At 69.1% G+C, this 22,361-nt stretch carries 30 protein-coding genes; 4 read left to right on the forward strand and 26 right to left on the reverse strand.

All coding sequences use genetic code 11. From position 1 onward, the window contains the following. Positions 1–60 precede the first annotated feature (60 nt). Positions 61–1,203 (forward strand): Do family serine endopeptidase, encoded by a 1,143-nt coding sequence (locus tag C7H73_RS13980; protein ID WP_106847207.1) that lies wholly within the window; start codon positions 61–63, stop codon positions 1,201–1,203. A gap of 82 nt (positions 1,204–1,285) precedes the next feature. On the opposite strand, the gene tatC is transcribed toward C7H73_RS13980, so the two are convergent. The 13 genes from tatC to C7H73_RS15920 all read right to left on the reverse strand — a co-directional run bounded on the left by tatC (position 1,286) and on the right by C7H73_RS15920 (position 9,579). After that, positions 1,286–2,074: a twin-arginine translocase subunit TatC gene (gene tatC, locus C7H73_RS13985; protein ID WP_106847208.1), complete on the reverse strand. Its 789-nt coding sequence runs from the start codon at positions 2,072–2,074 to the stop codon at positions 1,286–1,288. 86 nt (positions 2,075–2,160) lie between these two features. Next, positions 2,161–2,649 (reverse strand): Sec-independent protein translocase protein TatB, encoded by a 489-nt coding sequence (tatB, locus tag C7H73_RS13990; RefSeq protein WP_106847209.1) that lies wholly within the window; start codon positions 2,647–2,649, stop codon positions 2,161–2,163. Between the two features lie 26 nt (positions 2,650–2,675). Continuing rightward, entirely contained in the window at positions 2,676–2,933 is a 258-nt protein-coding gene (gene tatA, locus C7H73_RS13995; RefSeq protein WP_106847210.1) for a Sec-independent protein translocase subunit TatA, read from the reverse strand. Between the two features lie 111 nt (positions 2,934–3,044). Beyond that, positions 3,045–3,404, reverse strand: coding sequence for a histidine triad nucleotide-binding protein (locus tag C7H73_RS14000; protein WP_106847211.1), 360 nt, complete (start codon positions 3,402–3,404; stop codon positions 3,045–3,047). A 7-nt stretch (positions 3,405–3,411) separates the two neighbouring features. Then, positions 3,412–3,804 carry a DUF4870 family protein gene (locus C7H73_RS14005; RefSeq protein ID WP_106847212.1) on the reverse strand — a complete coding sequence of 131 codons (393 nt, stop codon included), beginning with the start codon at positions 3,802–3,804 and terminating at the stop codon, positions 3,412–3,414. Continuing rightward, entirely contained in the window at positions 3,801–4,193 is a 393-nt protein-coding gene (locus C7H73_RS14010; RefSeq protein ID WP_106847213.1) for a phosphoribosyl-ATP diphosphatase, read from the reverse strand. Before C7H73_RS14010 ends, C7H73_RS14005 begins: the two co-directional genes overlap by 4 nt. A 7-nt stretch (positions 4,194–4,200) precedes the next feature. After that, positions 4,201–4,590: a phosphoribosyl-AMP cyclohydrolase gene (hisI, locus tag C7H73_RS14015; RefSeq protein WP_106847692.1), complete on the reverse strand. Its 390-nt coding sequence runs from the start codon at positions 4,588–4,590 to the stop codon at positions 4,201–4,203. 103 nt (positions 4,591–4,693) lie between these two features. Continuing rightward, the gene (gene hisF, locus C7H73_RS14020) at positions 4,694–5,473 is read right to left on the reverse strand and encodes an imidazole glycerol phosphate synthase subunit HisF (protein WP_106847214.1); all 780 of its coding nucleotides are present in this window, start codon (positions 5,471–5,473) and stop codon (positions 4,694–4,696) included. Positions 5,474–5,535: 62 nt separating this feature from the next. Beyond that, positions 5,536–6,276, reverse strand: coding sequence for a 1-(5-phosphoribosyl)-5-[(5-phosphoribosylamino)methylideneamino]imidazole-4-carboxamide isomerase (hisA, locus tag C7H73_RS14025; RefSeq protein ID WP_106847215.1), 741 nt, complete (start codon positions 6,274–6,276; stop codon positions 5,536–5,538). A 73-nt stretch (positions 6,277–6,349) separates the two neighbouring features. Beyond that, on the reverse strand, positions 6,350–7,018 hold the full coding sequence (gene hisH / locus C7H73_RS14030; RefSeq protein ID WP_106847216.1) for an imidazole glycerol phosphate synthase subunit HisH: 669 nt from the start codon (positions 7,016–7,018) through the stop codon (positions 6,350–6,352). Between the two features lie 51 nt (positions 7,019–7,069). Further along, positions 7,070–7,705, reverse strand: a complete 636-nt coding sequence (gene hisB, locus C7H73_RS14035; protein WP_106847217.1) for an imidazoleglycerol-phosphate dehydratase HisB — start codon at positions 7,703–7,705, stop codon at positions 7,070–7,072. Beyond that, positions 7,702–8,814 carry a pyridoxal phosphate-dependent aminotransferase gene (locus C7H73_RS14040; protein ID WP_106847218.1) on the reverse strand — a complete coding sequence of 371 codons (1,113 nt, stop codon included), beginning with the start codon at positions 8,812–8,814 and terminating at the stop codon, positions 7,702–7,704. The genes hisB and C7H73_RS14040 overlap by 4 nt, the downstream gene beginning before the upstream one ends. Before the next feature lie 48 nt (positions 8,815–8,862). After that, the gene (locus C7H73_RS15920; protein WP_106847219.1) at positions 8,863–9,579 is read right to left on the reverse strand and encodes a PIN domain-containing protein; all 717 of its coding nucleotides are present in this window, start codon (positions 9,577–9,579) and stop codon (positions 8,863–8,865) included. A gap of 84 nt (positions 9,580–9,663) precedes the next feature. Between C7H73_RS15920 and C7H73_RS14050 the strand changes: the two genes are divergently transcribed. Beyond that, positions 9,664–10,536 carry an NAD-dependent protein deacetylase gene (locus C7H73_RS14050; protein WP_193483926.1) on the forward strand — a complete coding sequence of 291 codons (873 nt, stop codon included), beginning with the start codon at positions 9,664–9,666 and terminating at the stop codon, positions 10,534–10,536. On the opposite strand, the gene hisD is transcribed toward C7H73_RS14050, so the two are convergent. The 11 genes from hisD to C7H73_RS14105 all read right to left on the reverse strand — a co-directional run bounded on the left by hisD (position 10,537) and on the right by C7H73_RS14105 (position 18,544). Further along, positions 10,537–11,853 (reverse strand): histidinol dehydrogenase, encoded by a 1,317-nt coding sequence (gene hisD, locus C7H73_RS14055; RefSeq protein WP_106847221.1) that lies wholly within the window; start codon positions 11,851–11,853, stop codon positions 10,537–10,539. A gap of 18 nt (positions 11,854–11,871) precedes the next feature. Further along, the gene (hisG, locus tag C7H73_RS14060) at positions 11,872–12,522 is read right to left on the reverse strand and encodes an ATP phosphoribosyltransferase (protein WP_106847222.1); all 651 of its coding nucleotides are present in this window, start codon (positions 12,520–12,522) and stop codon (positions 11,872–11,874) included. 78 nt (positions 12,523–12,600) lie between these two features. Beyond that, entirely contained in the window at positions 12,601–12,852 is a 252-nt protein-coding gene (locus C7H73_RS14065; protein ID WP_106847223.1) for a BolA family protein, read from the reverse strand. 27 nt (positions 12,853–12,879) lie between these two features. Continuing rightward, entirely contained in the window at positions 12,880–13,635 is a 756-nt protein-coding gene (locus C7H73_RS14070) for an ABC transporter permease (protein WP_106847224.1), read from the reverse strand. Further along, positions 13,632–14,552 (reverse strand): ABC transporter ATP-binding protein, encoded by a 921-nt coding sequence (locus tag C7H73_RS14075; RefSeq protein ID WP_106847225.1) that lies wholly within the window; start codon positions 14,550–14,552, stop codon positions 13,632–13,634. The genes C7H73_RS14070 and C7H73_RS14075 overlap by 4 nt, the downstream gene beginning before the upstream one ends. Positions 14,553–14,588: 36 nt before the next feature. Beyond that, a complete protein-coding gene (locus C7H73_RS14080) occupies positions 14,589–14,858 on the reverse strand; it encodes an STAS domain-containing protein (protein ID WP_106847226.1) in 270 nt (89 codons plus the stop codon). A 9-nt stretch (positions 14,859–14,867) separates the two neighbouring features. Next, entirely contained in the window at positions 14,868–15,521 is a 654-nt protein-coding gene (locus C7H73_RS14085; protein ID WP_106847227.1) for an MlaC/ttg2D family ABC transporter substrate-binding protein, read from the reverse strand. Positions 15,522–15,648: 127 nt separating this feature from the next. Continuing rightward, on the reverse strand, positions 15,649–16,401 hold the full coding sequence (locus C7H73_RS14090; RefSeq protein ID WP_106847228.1) for an MlaA family lipoprotein: 753 nt from the start codon (positions 16,399–16,401) through the stop codon (positions 15,649–15,651). Beyond that, complete coding sequence (gene mlaD, locus C7H73_RS14095) at positions 16,398–16,871, reverse strand: outer membrane lipid asymmetry maintenance protein MlaD (RefSeq protein WP_106847229.1); 474 nt, start codon at positions 16,869–16,871, stop codon at positions 16,398–16,400. Before mlaD ends, C7H73_RS14090 begins: the two co-directional genes overlap by 4 nt. Before the next feature lie 66 nt (positions 16,872–16,937). Further along, positions 16,938–17,720 (reverse strand): lipid asymmetry maintenance ABC transporter permease subunit MlaE, encoded by a 783-nt coding sequence (gene mlaE, locus C7H73_RS14100; protein ID WP_106847230.1) that lies wholly within the window; start codon positions 17,718–17,720, stop codon positions 16,938–16,940. Continuing rightward, the gene (locus C7H73_RS14105) at positions 17,717–18,544 is read right to left on the reverse strand and encodes an ABC transporter ATP-binding protein (protein ID WP_106847231.1); all 828 of its coding nucleotides are present in this window, start codon (positions 18,542–18,544) and stop codon (positions 17,717–17,719) included. Before C7H73_RS14105 ends, mlaE begins: the two co-directional genes overlap by 4 nt. Before the next feature lie 395 nt (positions 18,545–18,939). On the opposite strand from C7H73_RS14105, the gene speD reads away from it, so the two are divergent. Both speD and speE read left to right on the forward strand, forming a co-directional pair. Continuing rightward, on the forward strand, positions 18,940–19,350 hold the full coding sequence (gene speD, locus C7H73_RS14110) for an adenosylmethionine decarboxylase (RefSeq protein WP_106847232.1): 411 nt from the start codon (positions 18,940–18,942) through the stop codon (positions 19,348–19,350). After that, positions 19,347–20,285, forward strand: coding sequence for a polyamine aminopropyltransferase (speE, locus tag C7H73_RS14115; RefSeq protein ID WP_106847233.1), 939 nt, complete (start codon positions 19,347–19,349; stop codon positions 20,283–20,285). Before speD ends, speE begins: the two co-directional genes overlap by 4 nt. Before the next feature lie 131 nt (positions 20,286–20,416). Here the strand turns inward: speE and lolD are convergent, their stop codons facing one another. Together lolD and C7H73_RS14125 are read right to left on the reverse strand one after the other, a co-directional pair. Further along, the gene (gene lolD, locus C7H73_RS14120) at positions 20,417–21,094 is read right to left on the reverse strand and encodes a lipoprotein-releasing ABC transporter ATP-binding protein LolD (RefSeq protein ID WP_106847234.1); all 678 of its coding nucleotides are present in this window, start codon (positions 21,092–21,094) and stop codon (positions 20,417–20,419) included. Continuing rightward, on the reverse strand, positions 21,087–22,340 hold the full coding sequence (locus C7H73_RS14125; protein ID WP_106847235.1) for a lipoprotein-releasing ABC transporter permease subunit: 1,254 nt from the start codon (positions 22,338–22,340) through the stop codon (positions 21,087–21,089). Before C7H73_RS14125 ends, lolD begins: the two co-directional genes overlap by 8 nt. Positions 22,341–22,361: the final 21 nt, after the last annotated feature.

Genomic DNA, 22,361 nt, shown 5'->3' on the forward strand with positions numbered 1-22,361 from the left:
CGGGGCCCGCCCCCAATGGCGCGACAATCAGGGCCTTTGCCTGCCCTCCCCTGCCTCGCCATGAAGCGCTACTGGTTGCTGTTTTCCCAGGCCGTGACGGTCCTCGTTGCCGCCTATTTCGTCGTCGCCACGCTGCAGCCGGCGTGGCTGCGCGGCGGCATCACGACCACGCCGGCCGGCATCTCGCTGATCGAGGCGCCGGCCACGCCCGCCGCCCAGCCGGCCGCGGGCAGCTTCAGCACCGCGGCGCGCAAGGCAGCACCGGCAGTCGTCAGCATCAACACCAGCAAGGCCGTGCGCCACCCGCGCAGCAACGACCCGTGGTTCCAGTTCTTCTTCGGCGACCAGGACACGCAGGCCCAGGTGGGCCTGGGCAGCGGGGTGATCATCAGCCCGGACGGCTACATCCTCACCAACAACCACGTGGTGGAGGGCGCCGACGAGATCGAGGTGACGCTCACCGACAGCCGCCGCGCCAGCGCCACCGTGATCGGCACCGACCCGGAGACCGACCTGGCGGTGCTCAAGGTGCAGCTGGACAAGCTGCCCGTCATCGTGCTGGGCGACTCCGACCAGGCCGCCGTGGGCGACCAGGTGCTGGCCATCGGCAACCCGTTCGGCGTCGGTCAGACGGTGACCAGCGGCATCGTCTCGGCCCTGGGGCGCAGCCAGCTGGGCATCAACACGTTCGAGAACTTCATCCAGACCGACGCGGCCATCAACCCCGGCAATTCCGGCGGCGCGCTGGTGGACGTGAACGGCAACCTGGTGGGCATCAACACGGCAATCTATTCGCGCTCGGGCGGCAGCATGGGCATCGGCTTTGCCATTCCCGTGTCCACCGCCAAGCTGGTGCTTGACGGCATCGTGCGCGACGGCCAGGTGACGCGCGGCTGGATCGGCGTGGAGCCGGGCGAGCTCTCGCCCGAGCTGGCGCAGACCTTCGGCGTGCATGCCACCGAGGGCGTGATCATCACCGGCGTGCTGCAGGCCGGCCCGGCCGCACAGGCCGGCATGCGCCCGGGCGACGTGATCCTGAGCGTGGCCGGCAAGGCCATCCGCAACGTGCCGCAACTGCTCACCGCCGTGGCCGCGCTCAAGCCCGGCGAGGCCTCGCCGTTTGCGGTGCAGCGCGGCGACACGCGGCTGCAGATCGACGTGACCGCCGGCACCCGCCCGCGCCAGCAACAACGGCGGCGCTAGCGAAAGCGCTATCAAAAAAAGAGCTGCCAGCGCTTGCGTAGCAAGCGCTGGCAGCTCTTTTCATGCTTGAAACAGAAGAGAATCAGGCGGCTTGGTCGGGTGCGTCCTCGGGCGCCTTGGTGTGGCGGATGAACAGCCGCGCGGCCCAGATGCCGAGTTCGTACAGCAGGCACATCGGAATGGCCAGGGCCAGCTGCGAGACCACGTCCGGCGGCGTGACGATGGCGGCGACGATGAAGGCCGCGACGACGAAATAGCCCCGAAAGCTCTTGAGCTTGTCCACCGTCACCACCTCCAGGCGCGCCAGCACCACCACGGCGATCGGCACCTCGAAGGCCAGGCCGAAGGCCAGGAACATGGTCATGACGAAACCAAGATACGCCTCAATGTCCGGCGCGGCGGTGATGCTCTTGGGCGCAAAGCTCTGGATGAAGGAAAACACCTGGCCGAAGACAAAGAAGTAGCAAAACGCCACCCCCATGAAGAACAGCACCGTGCTGGAGATGACCAGCGGCAGCACCAGGCGCTTTTCATGCGAATACAGCCCCGGTGCGATGAAAGCCCATACCTGGTACAGCACCACTGGCAGCGCCACCAGAAAGGCCGCCAGCAGCAAGATCTTCAGCGGCACCATGAAGGGCGAGATGACCGAGGTGGCGATCATGGTCGCGCCCTGCGGCAGGTGGGCCACCAGGGGCGCGGCCAGCAGGTCGTACAGCTGCCCCGGCCCAGGCCAGAAGAACAGTACGGCGGCGACGATGCCCACGGCGATGACGGCCCGCATGAGCCGGTCGCGCAGCTCCATCAGGTGCGCAACGAAGGGCTGCTCGGTGCCGGCCAATTCGTCTTCGGAATTCGTTGGTTGGGACATAGGCGTGGCGGCAGCTGCCCGGTGTGTGCGCAGGCAGGCCGCACGCGCCGGATGGCGCCGTCAGAACAACAGGGCAGTTCAGGCAGTCAATGGAATTTCTGGGGCCGAAAGCGTGCCACCCGCGCCGCGCCGGACTGCACGTGCGTGCGCACACCCGCACGGGCCTTGTACCAGCGCGGCACAGCGCCGCGCTTGAGGCGCCAGTTCTTGCCCGGGTGGCTGTAGGCAGGGACGATAGTGCTGCCGGATTCAAACCCCAGGCCGGGCGCGTCGCCGCTGCCATCGGCCTTGATGCCGGCCACGGTATCGTCCAGGCCCTTTTGGAAGTCGCTGGCGCTGGTGTGGATGCTTTGCTCGACGTCGCGCGCGGCGCTCTCCACCGTGTCCTTCATCTTGCGCAGCTCATCGAGCTCCATGGAGCGGTTGACCTCGGCCTTCACGTCGGCCACGTAGCGCTGCGCCTTGCCCAGCAGCGTGCCCACGGTGCGGGCCACGCGCGGCAGCTTCTCGGGGCCGATGACGATGAGTGCAACGGCGCCGATCAGCGCCATCTTGGACAGGCCGATGTCGATCATGCGGGGCGCTCGGGCGGCAAGCCGGCTCAGCCCTTGCGGCGGGCTTCGACGTCGATGGTCTCGCGCTCGGGCGTGGCGGGCGCGCCCGTCACCTGGCCCACGGGCGGATGGGCCGCGTTGGCGTTGGCGGCGTCTGCCTCGGCGGAGCCGTCGCGCATGCCGTCCTTGAAGCCCTTGACGGCCCCGCCCAGGTCGGTGCCCATGTTCTTGAGTTTCTTGGTGCCGAAGACCAGCACCACGATCAGCAGCACGACCAGCCAGTGCCAGATGGAAAACGAACCCATGGAAATCTCCTCACGTTTCAATCCACGTCTGCCGCTACCGGCAGGCGCTTGCGACGCATGCCGCCTATTTTAGACGCCCGGGTGGCCTGGGCCCGGCGATGGCCCTTGCCCTTACCCCTTTTTCCAGGGGCGCGGCCCGCCGACGATGTGCATGTGCAGGTGGTGGATTTCCTGGCCACCCTCCTCGCCGGTGTTGATCACCAGGCGAAAGCCGCCATCCGGGTACGGGTTGCAGCCCTGCTCGGCCGCCAGCTGGGGGGCCAGCGTCATCATGTGGCCCAGCAGGCCTGCATGCTCGGGCGTGACCGAGGCCATGGAAGGGATGTGCTGCCGGGGCACGAGCAGCAGGTGCACGGGCGCCCAGGGGCTGATGTCGTGGAAGGCCAGGACGTGCTCGTCCTCATAGGCCTTCTTGGCCGGGATCTCGCCGGCGACGATCTTGCAAAACAGGCAGTCGGGGTCGTGTGTCATGGGAGGTTCAGGCCTGGATGGCCTGGCTTTTGTTCATGGCGACCATGCCGCGCACGATGCGGTACAGGAACCAGATCGAGATCAGGCCCCAGGCGATCCAGCCGGGGAAGACGAACAGGAACCACAGCGGCGCCGTCACGATGTACAGCACGCCAGCCCAGATCACCGTGCGGATGCGCCAGGAAAAGTGGCTGGCCTGCCAGGTGCCCTCGGCGTCGCTCTTCTTGACCAGGTCGATGATCAATGCCACCAGCAGCAGCGCGGTGCCTGGCTGGGTGCCCGGCAGCACGGCGCCCAGGGCGACGATCAGGTGCAGCACGTAGCTGACCCAGCCAATCGCCTTGAGCGAGTCGGCGCGCTGGTTGGGTTCGACGTCGATGATGTCGCGGCGGTCGTTCATGGCGTGCTTTCTCCTGGTGCTTCTTCCTGCTCGCGCGCATGTGCCTTGCGCAGGGCCTTTTCCTCGATGCCGCTGGTGCCTTCGCGGCGCTCCAGCTCGGCGATCACGTCGGCCGGTGCCAGACCGAAGTAGGCCAGCGCCACCATGCTGTGAAACCACAGGTCGGCCACCTCATAGACCAGCGCGGCCGGCGCCGCGCCGTGCTGCACGTCCTTGGCGGCCATGACCACTTCGGTGGCCTCCTCGCCGATCTTCTTCAGGAAGGCGTCCGGCCCCTTGTGCAGCAGCCGCGCCACGTAGCTGGCCTGCGCGTCGCCGCCGTTGGCGGGTTTGCGGCGTTCGATGATGGCGGCCAGGCGGGCCAGGGAATCGTTGCTGGTGCTGCTCATGAATGCTTCAGTTGTAGATGGAGGCCGGATCTTTCAAGACCGGATCGACGGCCTGCCACTGCCCGTCCTTCAATACGCTGAAGAAACAGCTGTGCCGCCCGGTGTGGCAGGCGATTGCCGGCTCGTGCCCTTGTTGCGTCACGCGCAGCAGCACCACGTCGGCATCGCAGTCCAGGCGGATCTCGTGCACCGTCTGCACGTGGCCCGACTCCTCGCCCTTGAACCACAGCCTGCCGCGCGATCGGCTGAAATAGACGGCGCGGCCCAGCTCGGCGGTCTTTTGCAGCGCCTCGCGGTCCATCCAGGCCAGCATCAGCACGTCGCCGCTGGCGGCCTCCTGGGCGATGGCGGGCACCAGGCCGCGCGCGTCCCAGCGGATCTGGTCGAGCCAGGGGATGGCGGCTTCAGCGGTCATGGGATAAGGTCTATGGAACTATGAAAAAGATAGCTGCCAGCGCTTGAACAGCAAGGGCTGGGGGCCGATTTGACAAAAATTTCACTCACAGCCGCACGGCAATGCCGCGCCCGCGCATGTGCTCCTTGGCCTGGCGCACGGTGAATTCGCCGTAATGGAAGATGCTGGCGGCCAGCACCGCGTCGGCGCCGCCGATGCTCACGCCGTCGGCCAGGTGCTCCAGGTTGCCCACGCCGCCCGAGGCAATGACGGGCACGCCCACGGCGTCGCTCACGGCGCGCGTCAGCTGCAGGTCAAAGCCGCTCTTGGTGCCGTCGCGGTCCATGCTGGTCAGCAGGATCTCGCCGGCGCCGCGGCGGGCCATCTCGGTAGCCCATTGCACGGCGTCCAGCCCGGTGTTCTTGCGCCCGCCGTGGCTGTACACGTCCCAGCCCTCGCCGCGCGCGGCCACGTCCGGGCCCTGGCGGCGCTTGGCGTCGATGGCCACCACGATGCACTGCGCGCCGTATTTGGCGGACGCGGCCTCGATCACATCCGGGTCGCTAATGGCGGCCGAGTTGAAGCTGACCTTGTCCGCCCCGGCGTTGAGCAGCCGGCGCACGTCAGCCACGGTGCGCACGCCGCCGCCCACCGTGAGCGGGATGAAGACCTGGCTGGCCACGGCCTCGATGATGGGCAGGATCAGGTCGCGCCCGTCGCTGGTGGCGGTGATGTCCAGGAAGGTGAGCTCGTCGGCGCCCTGCTCGTTGTAGCGCGCGGCGATCTCCACCGGGTCGCCGGCGTCGCGCAGTTCGACGAAGTTGACGCCCTTGACGACCCGGCCGCCGGTCACGTCCAGGCAGGGGATGATGCGTTTGGCCAGCATGGGCAGGCAGCTCCGTAAAGGTGGGAGGAAAGCCGGCCGTGAGGCCGGCTGCGCCGGGGCCGTCAGGCCGCCAGCTCGTCGGCGCGGGCCTGGGCGGCAGCGAAGTCCAGGTCGCCCGAGTAAATGGCGCGCCCGCAGATCACGCCCTGCACGCCCTCGCGCTCGACGGCGCACAGCTGCTCGATGTCGTGCATGCCGGCCAGGCCGCCGGAGGCGATCACGGGAATGGTGAGCGCCTGGGCCAGGCGCACGGTGGCCTCGATGTTGATGCCCGAGAGCATGCCGTCGCGGCCGATGTCGGTGTAGATGATGGACTCCACGCCCCAGTCCTGGAACTTCCTGGCCAGGTCCACCACCTCGTGGCCGGTGAGCTTGCTCCAGCCGTCGGTGGCGACCTTGCCGTCCTTGGCGTCCAGCCCCACGATGATGTGGCCGCCGAAGGCGGTGCAGGCGTCCTTCAGAAAGCCCGGGTTCTTGACCGCGGCCGTGCCGATGATGACGTAGGCCAGGCCGGCGTCGATGTAGCGCTCGATGGTGTCCAGGTCGCGGATGCCGCCGCCCAGCTGCACGGGGATGTCGTCGCCCACCTCGGCCAGGATGGACTTGATGGCCGCCTTGTTCCTGGGCTGGCCGGCAAAGGCGCCGTTCAGGTCCACCAGGTGCAGGCGGCGCGCGCCGGCATCCGCCCACTTGCGGGCCATGGCGGCCGGGTCTTCGCCGAAGGTGGTGGATTGGTCCATGTCACCTTGCTTGAGGCGTACGCAATGGCCGTCCTTGAGGTCGATGGCGGGAATGAGCAGCATGGTCGTCGTCGTAGTCGCAGGGTCAGCCGGCCGGGCCGGTGGGAAGGGGAAAACGCGGGATCAGGGCGAAGAATCAGGGTTTCCAGGACAGGAAATTGCGATACAGCTGCAGGCCATGCCCGGCGCTCTTTTCCGGGTGGAACTGCGTGGCAAAAATATTATCGCGCGCGATGGCGGCGGCGAACGGGCCGCCATAGTCGGCCTCGCCGGCCACGTGCGCGGCCTCGGCGGGGCGGGCGTAGAAGCTGTGCACGAAGTAGAAATAGCTATCGTCCGGCACGCCCGTCCACAGCGGGTGCGCAGGGCCGCCAGCGCGCGCCTGGCGCACGCGGTTCCAGCCCATCTGCGGCACCTTGTAGCGGCTGCCGTCCGGCTGGGTGCGGCCGGCCAGATCGAATCTCACCACCTCGCCGGGGATCAGGCCCAGGCCGGGCGTGTCGCCCTCGGCGCTGCGCTCCAGCAGCATCTGCATGCCTACGCACACGCCGAACAGCGGTTTGGTGGTCGCCGCCTCCCGCAGCGCCTGCATCAGGCCGCTGGCGGCCAGCTCGGCCATGCAGTCGGGCATGGCGCCCTGGCCGGGCAGCACCAGGCGGTCGGCGGCGGCCACCTGCTCGGGCTGCGAGGTGATGAGCACAGCGCAGTCCGTACCATGCGCCGCGGCCTGCACGGCCTGCGCCACCGAGCGCAGGTTGCCCATGCCGTAATCGACCACGGCGACGGTGTTTGCTTCTTTTTTCATAGCTGCTGGCGCAAGCTGGGCAAGCGCTGGAGGCCTATTTGACCCAAAATCCTAGAGCGCGCCCTTGGTGGACGGGATGATGCCGGCCGCCCGCGGGTCGCGCGTCAGGGCGTCGCGCAGCGCACGGGCAAATGCCTTGAACACCGTCTCGCACTGGTGGTGGGCGTTGATGCCCTTGAGGTTGTCGATGTGCAGCGTGACCTGCGCGTGGTTGGCAAAGCCCTGGAAGAACTCGTACGTCAGCTGGGTGTCGAAGCCGCCGATGCTGGCCGCCGTGAACGGGATGTGCAGGTGCAGGCCAGGGCGGCCGGAAAAATCGATGACCACGCGCGACAGCGCCTCGTCCAGCGGCACGTAGGCGTGGCCGTAGCGGCGGATACCCTTCTTGTCGCCCACGGCGCGGGCAAACGCCTGGCCCAGGGTGATGCCCACGTCCTCCACCGTATGGTGGCCGTCGATGTGCAGGTCGCCGTCGCAGTCCACCTCCATGTCGATCAGGCCGTGGCGGGCGATCTGCTCGAGCATGTGGTCGAAAAAGCCGATGCCGGTGCCCAGGCGGGCCTGGCCGGTGCCGTCCAGGTTGACGCGCACGCGGATGCGGGTCTCGGCGGTGCTGCGCGACACCTCGGCGGTGCGCTCGGCGGCGTGCTCGGGGGCGGTGGAGGGAACGAGTGCGGAAGAAGTCATATCGAGGCCTCAAGCGCTGCCAGCATCTGGGCGTTGTCCTGGCTGCTGCCCACCGTGAGGCGCAGGCAGCCGGCCAGCAGCGGGTGCATTGTAGAAACGTTCTTGACGAGGACCTTGCGCGCGCGCATGGCCTCGAAAGTGCGGGCGGCGTCGGGCACGCGCACCAGCACCATGTTGGCCTGGCTGTCCCAGACCTTGTCGATGCCGGGCATGGCGCGCAGGTGCGCGATGAGCGCGTCGCGCTGCGTGCACAGCTCGGCTGCCTGCTGCGCAAACACGGCCTCATGCTCCAGGGCAAACAGCGCCGCCTCGCAGTTGAGCACGCTCACGTTGTAGGGCGGGCGCAGCTTGTCGATCTCGTTTACCAGCGCGGCCGGGCCGACCAGATAGCCCAGGCGCACGCCGGCCAGGCCGAACTTGGACAGGGTGCGCATCAAGAGCACATGCTGGTTGCGCGCGGGCTCATCGCGCAGGTGCGTGATCCACGAGCGGCTGGCAAAGGGCTGGTAGGCCTCGTCCATGACCACGATGCCGCCCTGCGCGCCTGCGGCATCGACGATGCGCTGCACCACCGCCTCGTCCCACAGCGTGGCCGTGGGGTTGTTCGGGTAGGCCAGGAAGGTGATGGCCGGGCGGTGCGTGGCGATCGCGTCCAGCATGGCCTGCTCGCGCAGCTGGAACTCGCCGTCCAGCTCCACGCCCACGTACTGCAGCCCATGCTGCTGCGCGCACATCGCGTACATCACGAAGCCGGGCACCGGCGCCAGCACCGTGGCGGGCACCCCGCCGCCCTGGCGGGCGCAGGCCAGCTGCACCAGGCTGATGAGTTCGTCCGAACCATTGCCCAGGATGACGGCGCTGCCCTCGGGCGCGCCGGCATAGCCAGCCAGCGCGGCCTTCAGGTCGCTCTGGCGCGTGCCGGGGTAGCGGTTCAGCGCCAGCGCCCCCAGCCGCTGCCCCAGCGCGGCCTGCAGCGCGGGCGGCAGGCCGAAGGGGTTTTCCATCGCATCCATCTTCAGGTAGCCGGTGGCGTCGGCCACGGGGTAGGCATGCATGGCGCGCACGTCGTCGCGGATGCGCGCCAGAGGGGACAGGTCAGAAGCAGTCATCGTCTTTTATCCACCGGGCTCAGGTTTTTCGTCTTGCGCAGGCGCCGATCAGGCAGGCTGCGTGAACACGCAGCGCTGCGGGTGCAGCACCTCGACACCGCCGAACAGCCCGCCGTGCGGCAGGCTCAGCGACAGCAGGCTGGCGCAGCCGCTGTGCTGCGCGGCGGCCACGGACAGGCAGTCGCCCCAGGCCAGCTGGTGGCGCGCCTCGACGGCCCAGGCGGTCTCCAGCGTGGCGGCATCCACCTGCCAGGGCGTCCAGGCGTTGTAGCGCCGGATGGCGGCGCGCGCATCACCCAGGGGCATGGGCGGCGTGGCGCGGCAGGTGGCGGTCTCGTAGAACTCGGCCAGCACCAGGCTGCTGATGCGGCCGGCGCGCTCGCGCCAGAGCAGGTCCAGCGCCGTGCGCACCTGGTCGTGCAGGGGCGCGTCGCAGCCGTCCTCGGCCGCCAGCAGCACGGCGGTATCGACAAACACGGGCTGGGCCAGCGTGCGCTCCAGCAGGGCGTCGCCCGCCGCCTCCCCTTCGACGCGGGTACGGCCGAAGCCGCAGACGGCAGGCAGCGCGGCGCCCTGGCGTCGGGAGCGCCAGCTGCGCTCGTCCGTGCGCCAGGCCAGGTAGGCACGCTCGTAGGCATCCTCGCGCCGCTGCATCTCGCCCAGAAAGTCACCCACCATGCGCGACACGCTGCTGCCGCGCCGCGCCGCCTCGATGCGCGCCCATTCGAGCACGGGATCGTCCACGGTGATGGTGACGTTTTTCACGGGCCAAATGGTACACGAACTTCGTGTTGCACGAAATTAGTGTTAACAAGAGCGTGGCCGACGACGCACACAATGCCTCCCACCATGCAGCCCTCGTCCACCACCACGCACTGCGCCGCCCAACTTGCCGAGCTGCTGGTCGCCCACCCGCGCTGGACGGTGCTGACCGGCGCCGGCATCAGTACCGACAGCGGCATTCCCGACTACCGCGACGCCGCTGGCGCCTGGAAGCGCCCTGCCCCCGTGCAGTTCCAGGATTTCATGGGCTCGGCGGCGACACGCCAGCGCTACTGGGCGCGCAGCCTGATCGGCTGGCCAGTGTTCCGCCAGGCCCGGCCGAATGCCGCGCACGAGGCGCTGGCGCGGCTGGAGCAGGCAGGCCATGTTCACCAGCTCATCACCCAGAACGTGGACGGCCTGCACCAGCAGGCGGGCAGCCGCATGGTGGTGGATCTGCACGGGCGGCTGGACCAGGTGGTGTGCATGGGCTGCCGGGCCCTGAGCCCGCGCAGCAGCTACCAGGGCGCGCTGCTGCAGGCCAACGGCAGTTGGCGGCACCGCCATGCCCCGGCCGCGCCCGATGGCGACGCCGACCTGCACGGGGTGGATTTTTCGACCTTCCAGGTGCCGCCCTGCCCGCGTTGCGGCGGCATCCTTAAACCGGATGTGGTGTTCTACGGTGAGAACGTGCCACGCCCCCGCGTGGACGCTGCCTTGCAGGGGCTCATGCAGAGCCAGCTACTGCTGGTCGTGGGCAGTTCGCTGATGGTGTATTCGGGCCTGCGCTTCGTGCGCGCGGCGCGGGCGCAAGGCCTGCCCGTGGCGGCCATCAACCTGGGGGCGACGCGCGCCGATGGCGACTTCACGCTGAAGCACGCCGGCCCGTGCGCGCCGGCCTTGGCAGCGCTGGCCCAGATGCTCGCAGGCGCACCCGGCGCGGTGGGCAGCCTCAGCTGATCACTTCAGCCGCATCTCCGCCGCCCGGGCGTGCGCCTGCAGGCCTTCGCCATGCGCCAACACGCTGGCGATGCGCCCCAGCGTCTGCGCGCCCTGCTCGCTCACCTCGATCAGGCTGCTGCGCTTTTGGAAGTCGTACACGCCCAGCGGCGACGAAAAGCGCGCCGTGCCGCTGGTGGGCAGCACGTGGTTGGGGCCGGCGCAGTAGTCGCCCAGGCTCTCCGAGGTATAGGCGCCCAGGAAGATGGCGCCAGCGTGCTTGAGCAGCGGCTCCCAGCGGTGCGGGTCGCGGCTGGAGACCTCCAGGTGCTCGGGCGCGATGCGGTTGCTGATGTCGCAGGCCTCTTGCATGCTGCGCGTGTGGATCAGCGCGCCGCGGTCTGTCAGGCTCTTGGCGATGATGGCCGCGCGGGGCATGTCGGGCAGCAGGCGGTCGATCTCGCGCTGCACGGCGGCGATGTACTCGGCGTCGGGGCACAGCAGGATGGACTGCGCCAGCTCGTCGTGCTCGGCCTGGCTGAACAGGTCCATGGCCACCCAGTCCGGCGGCGTGCTGCCGTCGGCCAGCACCAGGATCTCGCTGGGCCCGGCGATCATGTCAATGCCCACGGTGCCGAACACGCGGCGCTTGGCGCTGGCCACGTAGGCGTTGCCGGGGCCGGTGATCTTGTCCACCTTGGGGATGGTCTCGGTGCCGTAGGCCAGCGCGCCGATGGCCTGCGCGCCGCCAACGGTGTAGGCGCGCGTGACGCCGGCCACATGGGCGGCGGCCAGCACCAGCGGGTTCTTGGCGCCCTGGGGCGTGGGCACGACCATGATGATCTCGGCCACGCCGGCCACCTGGGCGGGAATAGCGTTCATCAGCACGCTGCTGGGATACGCCGCCTTGCCGCCGGGCACGTAGATGCCGACGCGGTCCAGCGGCGTCACCTTCTGGCCCAGCAGCGTGCCGTCCTCGTCGCGGTAACTCCAGCTTTCGCCGCTGGCGCGCTTTTGCGCCTCGTGGTAGTGGCGCACGCGCTCGGCGGCGGTGCTCAATGCCTGCTGCTGCTCGGGCGGCAGGCTGCGATAGGCGGCGCGCAGCTCATCCGGCTGCAGGGTCAGCCGCTGCATGCCGTCGGCGTGCAGGCCGTCAAAGCGCTGGGTGTACTCCAGCAGCGCCCCGTCGCCGCGCGCGCGCACATCGGCCAGGATGTCCTGCACGCGCTGCTCGATGGCCGCGTCCTGCTCGGCCGACCAGTGCAGGCGGGCGGCAAAATCAGCCTCAAAAGTGCTTGAAACCGTTGACAGGTGCGCGGGAGCAGCTACGAATTTCATAGTGATAAGGCCGGGCTTTCAGCCCCGTGGAATGGCGCCTGCGAAGGCGTCGATGATGCGTTTGAGCGGTGCCTGGTTGAGCTTGAGCGCCGCCTGGTTGACCACCAGGTGCGAGCTGATGTCCATGATCTGCTCGACCTCGACCAGGTGGTTGGCCTTGAGGGTGTTGCCGGTGGAGACCAGGTCCACGATGGCGTCGGCCAGGCCGGTGAGCGGGGCCAGCTCCATGCTGCCGTACAGCTTGATCAGGTCCACGTGCACGCCCTTGGCCGAGAAGAAGTCGCGGGCGATCGATGTGTACTTGGTGGCCACGCGCAGGCGCGCGCCCTGGCGCACGGCGGCGGCGTAGTCGAAGTCGGCGCGCACGGCCACGCTGACGCGGCACTTGGCGATTTGCAGGTCCAGCGGTCGAAACAGCCCCTGGCCGCCGTGCTCGATGAGGGAATCCTTGCCGGCCACGCCGATGTCGGCGCCGCCGTACTGCACGTAGGTGGGCACGTCGGTGGCGCGCACCAGCACCACGCGCACCTCGGGGCGGTTGGTGGCCAGGATGAGCTTGCGCGACTTCTCCGGGTCCTCCAGCACCTGGATGCCGGCGGCCTCCAGCAGCGGCAGGGTTTCCTCGAAGATGCGGCCCTTGGACAGGGCCAGTGTGATCTGCTGGGTCATTGGGAGCCGAAATGGCCTCTGACGCTTGCCAGGCAAGCGCCAGCAGCTATCAAAATGGTAGTTTGCAAAGGGCGGGGCTCAGGCCTCGCCCTGCTGCGCCTGGGCCCACTCGGCGGGGGTGAAGGTCTTCATGGACAGCGCGTGCACCTCATCCGTCTGCATGCGCCCGCCCAGGGTGGCATAGACGCGCTGGTGGCGTTGGATCGGGCGCTTGCCCTCGAACTCGGGCGAGACGATGGTGGCAAACCAGTGGCGGCCGTCGCCGTCCAGTTCGATGTGCTCGCAGGCCAGGCCGGCGCGGATGAGGTCCTTGAGTTCGTTGGCAGTCATCGGTGCATCCAGAGAAAAAGGGAGAAATCAGTTCCTGATCTTGTAGCCGCTGCGCAGCAGGCGCAGCGCCAGCAGGCTGACCGCCGCCCAGGCCAGGGCGACGATGGCAAAGCTGGTCCAGGGCGAGACGTCGCTCACGCCGAAGAAGCCGTAGCGAAAGCCGTCGATCATGTAGAAGAAGGGGTTCAGGTGGCTCACGGCCTGCCAAAACGGTGGCAGCGACTGGATGGAATAGAACACGCCCGACAGGAACGTCATGGGCATGATGAGGAAGTTCTGGAACGCCGCCATCTGGTCGAACTTGTCGGCCCACAGCCCGGCAATCACCCCCAGCGTGGCCAAAAGCGCCGTGCCCAGCAGCGCGAAGACCGCGATCCACCAGGGCGCGGCGAACTGCGGCGCGGCAAAGAACAGCGTGGCGATGAACACGCCCACGCCCACCATCAGTCCGCGCAGCACCGAGGCGCCCACGTAGGCGGCAAACCAGGCGCGGTGCGACAGGGGGGTGAGCAGGATGAACACCAGGCTGCCCATGATCTTGCTCTGGATCAGGCTGGACGAGCTGTTGGCAAAGGCGTTTTGCAGCATGCCCATCATCACCAGGCCGGGCACCAGGAAGGCCGTGTAGGACAGGCGGTCATAGACCAGCACCCGCCCCTCCAGCACGTGGCCGAAGATCAGCAGGTACAGCAGCGAGGTGAGCACCGGCGCGGCGACGGTCTGAAAGCCCACCTTCCAAAAGCGCAGCACTTCCTTGTAGAAGAGCGTCTGCCAGCCGGTCATGCGCGCCGCTCCTGCTGGGCCTCGGCCATCACGTTCAGAAAGACGTCCTCCAGGTCGGCCTTGCGGATCTCCACGTCCTCCACGCGCACGCCGGCGGCGCGCAGCGCGCTCAGGTGGCGCTCGATCTCCTGCGCGTCCTGCGCGGGCAGCTGGGCCACGCGGCCGGTCACGCGCGCCAGCGCCGCCAGCTGGGGCGGCAGCGCGTCGTCGGTCTTGAAGCGCAGCACGTTGGTGGAGGCCGCCTGCAGCAGCTCGGACGTGCGCGCCAGCGCCACCACGCGCCCGCGCTTGAGCATGGCCAGGCGCGTGCACAGCGCCTCGGCCTCCTCCAGGTAGTGGGTGGTCAGCAGCACCGTGTGGCCCTCGCGGTTCAGGCGCGCGACGAACTGCCACAGGGTCTGGCGCAGCTCCACGTCCACGCCGGCCGTGGGCTCGTCCAGCACGATGATGGGCGGCTTGTGCACCAGCGCCTGGGCCACCAGCACGCGCCGCTTCATGCCGCCCGACAGCTGGCGCATGTTGGCCGTGGCCTTGTCGGCCAGCCCCAGGTTGTCCAGCAGCTCGTCGATCCAGGCGTCGTTGTTCTTCACGCCGAAGTAGCCCGACTGCAGGCGCAGCGTCTCGCGCACGTTGAAGAAGGGGTCGAAGACGAGCTCTTGCGGCACCACGCCCAGCTGGCGGCGGGCGGCGGCAAACTGCGACTGCACGTCGTGCCCCAGCACCGAGACGCTGCCGCCGGAGGCGCGCGCCAGGCCGGCCAGGATACTGATGAGCGTGGTCTTGCCGGCCCCATTGGGGCCCAGCAGGCCGAAAAACTCGCCTTCCTGGATGTCCAGGCTCACCCCGTCCAGCGCCTGGAAGGGGCCCTTGGGCGTGGAAAAGATCTTGGAGACGGACTGGAAGGAGACGGCGGCCATGGGAGCCGGCCATTCTAGCCCGCGGGCCCGCGCTCGCTAGACGGTGGGCAGCAGCTCGGCCACGCCGTAGAGCCCGGCCAGGCTGGCCAGGCCCGCGGGCATGGACTTGACCACCAGGCCCTTTTGCTCGGCCACGGCGGCGCGGCGACATTCCAGCAGCACCGCCAGCGCGCTGGAGTCGAAGGTGACCAGCGGCCCCGCGTCCACCACGATCTGCGAGCCGCGCTCGCCCTGCAGGCCCTGCAGCAGCAGCTGGGCACAGGCGCGCGCCTGGCGGTGGGTGAGCTCGGCGGGCAGGATCAGCATGGCTTGCGCTTATTTCCCGCCGGCGTTGGACTTGTTGCGCGCGCTCAGGGTTTCGATCAGCCGGTCAATGCCTTTGCGGGCATCGGCTTCCTTGTTGATCTCCTGCGCGAACTGGGTGCGGTAGGTATCGACCAGCCACACGCCCAGCACGTTGAGGTTGTAGATCTTCCAGCCGGCGCCGTCGCCGGGCGTCTTCTCCAGGCGGTAGTCCAGTTGCACCGGCTCGCCGCGGCCGCGCACCTCGGTGCGCACCAGCACGTCCTTGTCCTCGGGCGCGGCGCGCAGCGGGCGCACCACGACGGTCTGGTCGGCCACCTGGTCCAGCGCACCGGCATAGGTACGTACCAGCAGCTGCTTGAATTCGTCCTGCAGGCGCTTTTGCTGCTCGGGCGTGGCGCTGCGCCAGCCGGGGCCCACGGCAGCGGCCGTCATGCGGCGGAAGTTCACGTGCGGCAGGATGAGCTGGTCCACCAGCGCGATGATGCGGTCCACGTCGCCGGCCTTGATGGACTTGTCGTTGCGCACCGTGTTCAGCACCTCGCTGGACAGGCGCCGCACCAGCGCGTCAGGTGCCTCGTCGGCGGCCAGCGCCAGCCCGGGCAGGGCGAGGCCGGCGGCCACCAGGGCGGCGGTCTCGATCAGCTGGCGGCGGGTGATGGTCATGGCGGTGGTCCTCAAGGGGGTAGAAAAGCTGCGGGAAACCGCCGATTGTGCGGGCAGCCCGCACCGGCATTGCTTCGCGTTGGTGCAGGGATGCAAGCGGCTGCAACAGCCGCGGCGCGGCCTGGGCTCAGTAGTCGTCCGGCAGGCGGCCGTCAGCGCCTGCATCCGCGCCTGCCCGCCCCGCGGGCGCATTGCGGTTGCGCACGCCCAGGTACACGTCGCGGGTGAAGGTGTAGGAGTCCAGCGCCGCGCTGTCCAGCACCGCGCCTGCCCCCAGCAGCTGGGAGCGGCGGTCCGCCACGCGCAGGCCGTACAGCGAGTTGCGCGCCGAGACAGGATCGGCCTGACGCACGCCGTCGCCCCACCAGTCCGCCGGCAGCGCGGCGGTGTCGCGCACCGTGGATGGGCCCAGCAGCGGCAGCACCAGATAGGGACCGGTCGGCACGCCCCAGCGGCCCAGGGTCAGGCCGAAGTCCTGCTTGCGCCGCGGCAGGCCCATTTCGCTGGCGATGTCCAGCACGCCGCCCAGGCCGAAGACGGTGTTGACGTTGAAGCGCACCAGGCTGTCGTAGGCCTCGCGTCCGCGCAGCTGCAGCACGTTGTTGACGAAAGTCCAGACTTCGCCCAGGTTGCCGAAGAAGTTGTTCACGCCGGTGCGCAGCGGGCGGGGCGTCACGTCGCGGTACAGGGTCGCCACCGGCTTGAGCACGGCATCGTCCACGCTCTCGTTGAAGGTGGTCATGGAGCGGTTGTAGGGCTCCAGAGGGTCATCCGGATGGGCGCCCGGTCCGCTGGCGCAGCCGGCCAGCAGCGCCGCGGCCAGCGCAGCAGCGGCGCCGCGCCTGCGCAGGATCGAGACGGGTTGCAGTGGGGTTGTCATTTCTTGCCTCCTGCGCCTTCCTCGGCCTTGCCGTAGAGAAACTGGCCAATGAGATTTTCCAGCACCACGGCGGACTGCGTGGCGGTGACGGTGTCGCCCTCGGCCAGGCGGGCTTCCTCGAAGCCCGCCTCGATGCCGATGTACTGGTCGCCCAGCAGGCCGCTGGTCAGGATCTTCAGCGAACTGTCCTTGGGAAAGACGTAGCGCTGGTCCATCTCCAGCGTCACCCGCGCCTGGTAGGTGGCGTCATCAAAAGCGATGGACTGCACGCGCCCGACCACCACGCCGGCGCTGCGCACCGCCGCCTGGGGCTTCAGCCCGCCGATGTTGTCAAAGCGCGCTGCGATGGTGTAGCCGCTGCGCCAGTTCAGCTGCAGCAGGTTGGCCGACTGCAGAGCCAGGAAGAGCAGCGCCGCCGCCCCCAGCAGGACGAACAGGCCGACCCAGATGTCGTTCTTGGAATGCTGCATGACTCGCTTACCTCCAGGCACCCGCTCGGGCGCCCCGTTGGGCTTTTTTCATCGATGGGTCCTCGCTCAGATGCTGAACATGAGCGCCGTGAGCACGAAGTCCAGTGCCAGCACGGCCAGCGAGGCCATCACCACGGTGCGCGTGGTGGCGCGCGACACGCCCTCGGGCGTCGGCTTGGCGACAAAACCCTGCAAGAGCGCCACGAAGGTCACCGTGACGCCGAATACGGCACTTTTGACCACGCCGTTGCCCACGTCCCGCACCACGTCCACGCCGGCCTGCATCTGGCCCCAGAAGGCGCCGCCATCGACGCCGATCAGCACCACCCCCACCAGCCAGCCGCCCAGCACGCCCACGGCGCTGAACACGGCCGCCAGCAGCGGCATGACGATCACGCCGGCGAAAAAGCGCGGCGCCAGGATGCGGCGCACCGGGTCCACCGCCATCATCTCCATGGCCGACAGCTGCTCGCCGGCGCGCATCAGGCCGATCTCGGCGGTGAGCGAGGTGCCGGCGCGCCCGGCAAACAGCAGCGCCGTGACCACCGGCCCCAGCTCGCGCACCAGCCCCAGCGTGACGACCAGGCCGAGCGAATTGGCCGATCCGTACAGCTGCAGCACGTTGTAGCCCTGCAGCGCCAGCACGAAGCCCACGAACAGGCCCGAGGTGGCGATGATGGACAGCGAATGGTTGCCCAGGAAGTGGATCTGGTCGCGCAGCAGCGCCGGACGCTGCGCCACCGCGCCGGCCAGCGACAGCAGCCGCACGAACAGCCGCGCACCGGCGCCCAGGGCTGCCAGCTTGCTGCGCACGGCGTAGCCGACGTGAGAGGGGCGCCACCAGCTCATGGCAGGCCTCCGAAATCCTCGGCCACGCTGGGGGCCGGGTAGTGAAAGGGCACCGGCCCGGTGGGCAGGGCGCGCACGAACTGGTGCACCAGCGGGTCCTGGCTGGCGCGCACCTCCTCGGGCGTGCCCTGCGCGGCCACGTTGCCGGGCCCCAGGATGATGACGTGGTCGGCCAGTCGGAAGGTCTCCTCCAGGTCGTGCGAGACGACGATGCTGGTCAGGCCCATGGCCTGGCCCAGGCGGCGGATGAGCTGGGCGGCCGTGCCCAGCGAGATCGGGTCCAGCCCGGCGAAGGGCTCGTCGTACATGACCAGCTGCGGATCCAGCGCGATGGCGCGCGCAAGCGCCACGCGCCGGGCCATGCCGCCGGAGATCTGGCTGGGCAAGAGATCGCGCGCGCCGCGCAGGCCGACGGCGGCGAGCTTCATCAGCACCACGTCGCGGATCAGGCCTTCAGGCAGGTCGGTGTGCTCGCGCAGCGGGAAGGCCACGTTCTCGAACACGCTCATGTCGGTGAACAGCGCGCCGAACTGAAACAGCATGCCCATGCGCCGGCGCATGGCGTACAGCTGCGCCGGGTCCATGGCGCCCACGTCCTGGCCGTCCACCAGCACCTGGCCGCCCTGCGCCCGGTGCTGCCCGCCGATCAGGCGCAGCACGGTGGTCTTGCCGCCGCCGGAGGCGCCCATGATGGCCGTGACCTTGCCGCGCGGCACGGCAAGCGACAGGTCCTGCAGCACCACGCGCTCGCCGTAGCCGAACGTGACGCCGCGCAGCTCCACGTGGGCGCTGGCGCTGGGGTCGGCTGTTGGGGTGTCGGGCATGGTGAAAAACCGGTCTGCTGCCCTCCTCGGCGCTGCAGACCAACCCGCCATGATAGGGGCAAACCCGGTTTTTCAGGCGGGGGCGTCGCCAGCCATGTGGCATTGATAGGACGATTTGCTACAATCGCGGGTTCTACAAAATGTCACGCTCGCCTTGCCGAGCGGATTGCTGTCAGCGTTGCCAGGCGCCCTTTCACAAGCGCACGATGGAACCAAGGGCGCGGCAATGACGGGCAGGAGCCTTTCCTGCCAGGGACATTCCCCCCTCCCCATTCCTTCGTGCGCGGACGCCGCCGCAGCGCGCCGGTCGGCGACCGCCGGGGGTGCGAACCCTTTGGCCTCGCCATTTGTCTGTCACGCTCAGCCGAGCGTAGGAAGAAAGGGTCCCTGCCTCCATGAAGAACTACCAGTCCGTCGTCCCCATCGCCCCTCCTGCCGTGCAGCGCCACGCCACCGGGCTGCACCTGATCGGTGACCTGTACGGCTGTCTGTGCGACAGCCGCCTGATGCTGGATGCGGCCTATCTGGAAAATTTCTGCCGGCAGCGCGTGGACGAAGCCGGCCTGACGACCGTGGGTTCGCTGTTCCACAGCTTCGGCGAAGGCGGCGGCGTGACCGGCGCGGTGGTGCTGGCCGAGTCGCACCTGGCCATCCACACCTGGCCCGAGGCCGGCTACGTGACGCTGGACGTGTACGTCTGCAACTACACCGAGAACAACCGCCCGAAGGCGCAAAAGCTGTTCGACGACCTGCTGGCGGCCTTCAAGCCGGGCGACCCGCACCTGCACAGCGTCGATCGGGCATGAGCGCTCGCTACCTGGCCGAGCGCCTGAGCGCCGACTTCGGCCTGTACCTGTCCAGCAGCGCCACGCTGGCGCAGCGGCAGTCCCGGTGGCAGCACATCGAGGTCTTCGACAACCCGCAGTTCGGGCGCGTGATGCGCATCGACGGGGTGTTCATGACCAGCGAGCGCGACGAATTCTTCTACCACGAGCCCATGGTGCATCTGCCGGCCATCGCCCACCCGGGCGTGAAGCGCGCGCTGGTGGTGGGCGGCGGCGACGGCGGGGCGGCCGAGGAGCTGCTCAAGCTGCCTGGCATCGAGCGCGTGGTGCTGGCCGAACTGGACGGCGACGTGGTGGACATGGCGCGCCAGTGGCTGCCGGGCATCCACCGCGGCGCCTTCGATGACCCGCGCCTGGAGGTGCACCTGGGCGACGCGCGCGCCTTCCTGGGCCACGGCGGCGAGCGCTTCGACCAGATCGTGCTGGACCTGACCGACCCGTTCGGCCCGGCCATCGAGCTGTACACCGTGGCCTTCTACCAGGCCTGCCGGCAGGCGCTGAACCCCGGCGGCGTGCTGTCGCTGCACCTGGGCTCGCCCGTGCACTTGGCCGAGAGCATGGCGCGCATTGCCGCATCGGTGCGCGAGGTGTTCCCGGTGTTCCGGCCCTACCTGCAGTACGTGCCGCTGTACGGCACGCTGTGGTGCATGGGCATGGCGTCGGACACCACCGACCCGGCCGCCCTCACGGAGCAGGAGGTCGATGCACGCATCGCCGCGCGCGGCCTGCAGGGCCTGCAGCTGTACAACGGCGCCATGCACCACGCACTGCTGGCGCAGCCCAACTTCGTGCGCGAGCTGCTGGCCCGCCCTGCCCTGCCCATCCACAGCGGCGACGTGCTGGGCGACGTGCGCGACCCGGCGCAGCTGCCGCCGGTGACGGTGACGGCCGGCTGAACGCCCGCCGCGCCCGGCGCCGCAACAAGGCCCCTTCAGCGTACGGAGGGGCTTTTTTATGCCTTTTCGGCCGCAAAGCCTTGCAGGGCATGCGCCAGCAGCTCCTCTTTCAATAGCGAAAGAGGCGCCCTTCAGGCCAGCGCGCCCGAGACCAGGCGCACCATGCGGTCGCAGCGGGCAGCCAGCTGCTCATCGTGCGTGACCATGACGAAGGCCGTGCCGCGGCTGCGCGCCAGCTCCAGCATCAGGGCGAACACGCCGTCGGCCGTGGCGCGGTCCAGGTTGCCCGTGGGCTCGTCGGCCAGCACGCAGGCCGGCCGGGTGACCAGTGCCCGGGCGATGGCCACGCGCTGGCGCTCGCCGCCCGACAGCTCGGCCGGGCGGTGCAGCACGCGCTCTTTCAAGCCCACGGCCTGCAGCATCTGCGCGGCCTGGGCCAGGCATTGCTCGTAGGGCTGGCGGCGGATGCGCAGCGGCATGGCCACGTTGTCCTGGGCGCTGAACTCGGGCAGCAGGTGGTGGAACTGGTAGATGAAGCCCAGCTGCTCGTTGCGCAGCCGGCCCTGGGCGGCCGCGGGCAGCGCGGCCAGGTCCTGCCCAGCCAGCAGCACCGTGCCGCTGCTGGGCGCGTCCAGCCCGCCCAGCAGGTGCAGCAAGGTGCTCTTGCCCGAGCCCGAGGCGCCGACGATGGCCAGCGTCTCGCCGGCATGCACCTGCAGGTCCACGCCGCGCAGCACGGCCACGTCCAGCCGGCCTTCGGTGAAGCGCTTGGACAGGCCGCGCGCCTGCAGCACCACGTTGTCATTCATAGCGCAGGGCCTCCGCAGGGTTGACGCGGCTGGCGCGCCAGCTCGGATACAGCGTGGCCACGAAGGCCAGCACCAGCGAGATCAGCGCGATCGGCACGATGTCGGCCGCCAGCGGCTCGCTGGGCATGCGGCTGATCAGGTAGATGTCCTTGGGCAGAAAGCTGGTGTGCAGCAGCCGCTCGATGGCCGGCACGATGACGTCGATGTTGAAGGCCACGGCCAGTCCCAGGGCCAGCCCGCCCAGCGTGCCGATCACGCCCACCATGGCGCCCTGCACCACGAACACGCCCATGATGCTGGCCGGGCTGGCGCCCAGCGTGCGCAGGATGGCGATGTCGGCGCGCTTGTCGGTCACGGTCATGACCAGGGTGGAGACCAGGTTGAACGCCGCCACCGCCACGATCAGCGTGAGGATGATGAACATCATGCGTTTTTCCAGCTGCACGGCCGCAAACCAGGTCTTGTTCTGCTGCGTCCAGTCGCGGATCAACAGGTGGCCCGACAGGCTGCGCGCCAGCTCCTGCGTGACCTGGGGCGCCTGGTGCAGGTCCTTGAGCTTCAGGCGCACGCCGGTGGGGCCCTCCAGGCGGAAGATGCGCTCGGCGTCCTCATGGTGCAGCAGCACCAGGGCCGCGTCGTACTCGTAGTGGCCGGAATTGAACGTGCCGGCCACCGTCATCTGCTTGAGGCGCGGCACCACCCCGGCCGGGGTGACCTGGCCGGCCGGCGCGATCAGCGTGACCACGTCGCCCGCCGTCACGCCCAGCTGGTGCTCCAGCTCGCTGCCCAGCACCACGCGGAACTCGCCCGGCATCAGGGCCTTCAGGCCCTCCACGTTCTCGGCCGCCAGGTCGGTCACCTCGGCCTCGCGGTGGGGGTCGATGCCGCGCACCATCGCGCCCTTCATGTCCTCGCCGCGCGCCAGCAGCGCCTGCGCCGCCACGAAGGGCGCAGCGCCGATCACATTCGGGTTGGCGCGCGCCTCGGCCAGGGTGCGCTCCATGTCGGGCAGCGCGCCGCCGTCGGGCGCAAAGATCTCGATGTGCGAGACCACGCTGAGCATGCGGTCGCGCACCTCTTTCTGAAAGCCGTTCATCACGGACAGCACGATGATCAGCGCCGCCACGCCCAGGGCGATGCCCAGCATGGACACGCCCGAGATGAAGGAGATGAAGCCGTTGCGGCGCGTGGCGCGCCCGGCGCGCGTGTAGCGCCAGCCCAGGGCCAGTTCGTAGGGAATTTGCATGCAGGAGGAAAGGGGACTTGC

The organism is Pulveribacter suum (genome assembly GCF_003013695.1).
GTDB lineage: Bacteria > Pseudomonadota > Gammaproteobacteria > Burkholderiales > Burkholderiaceae_C > Melaminivora > Melaminivora suum.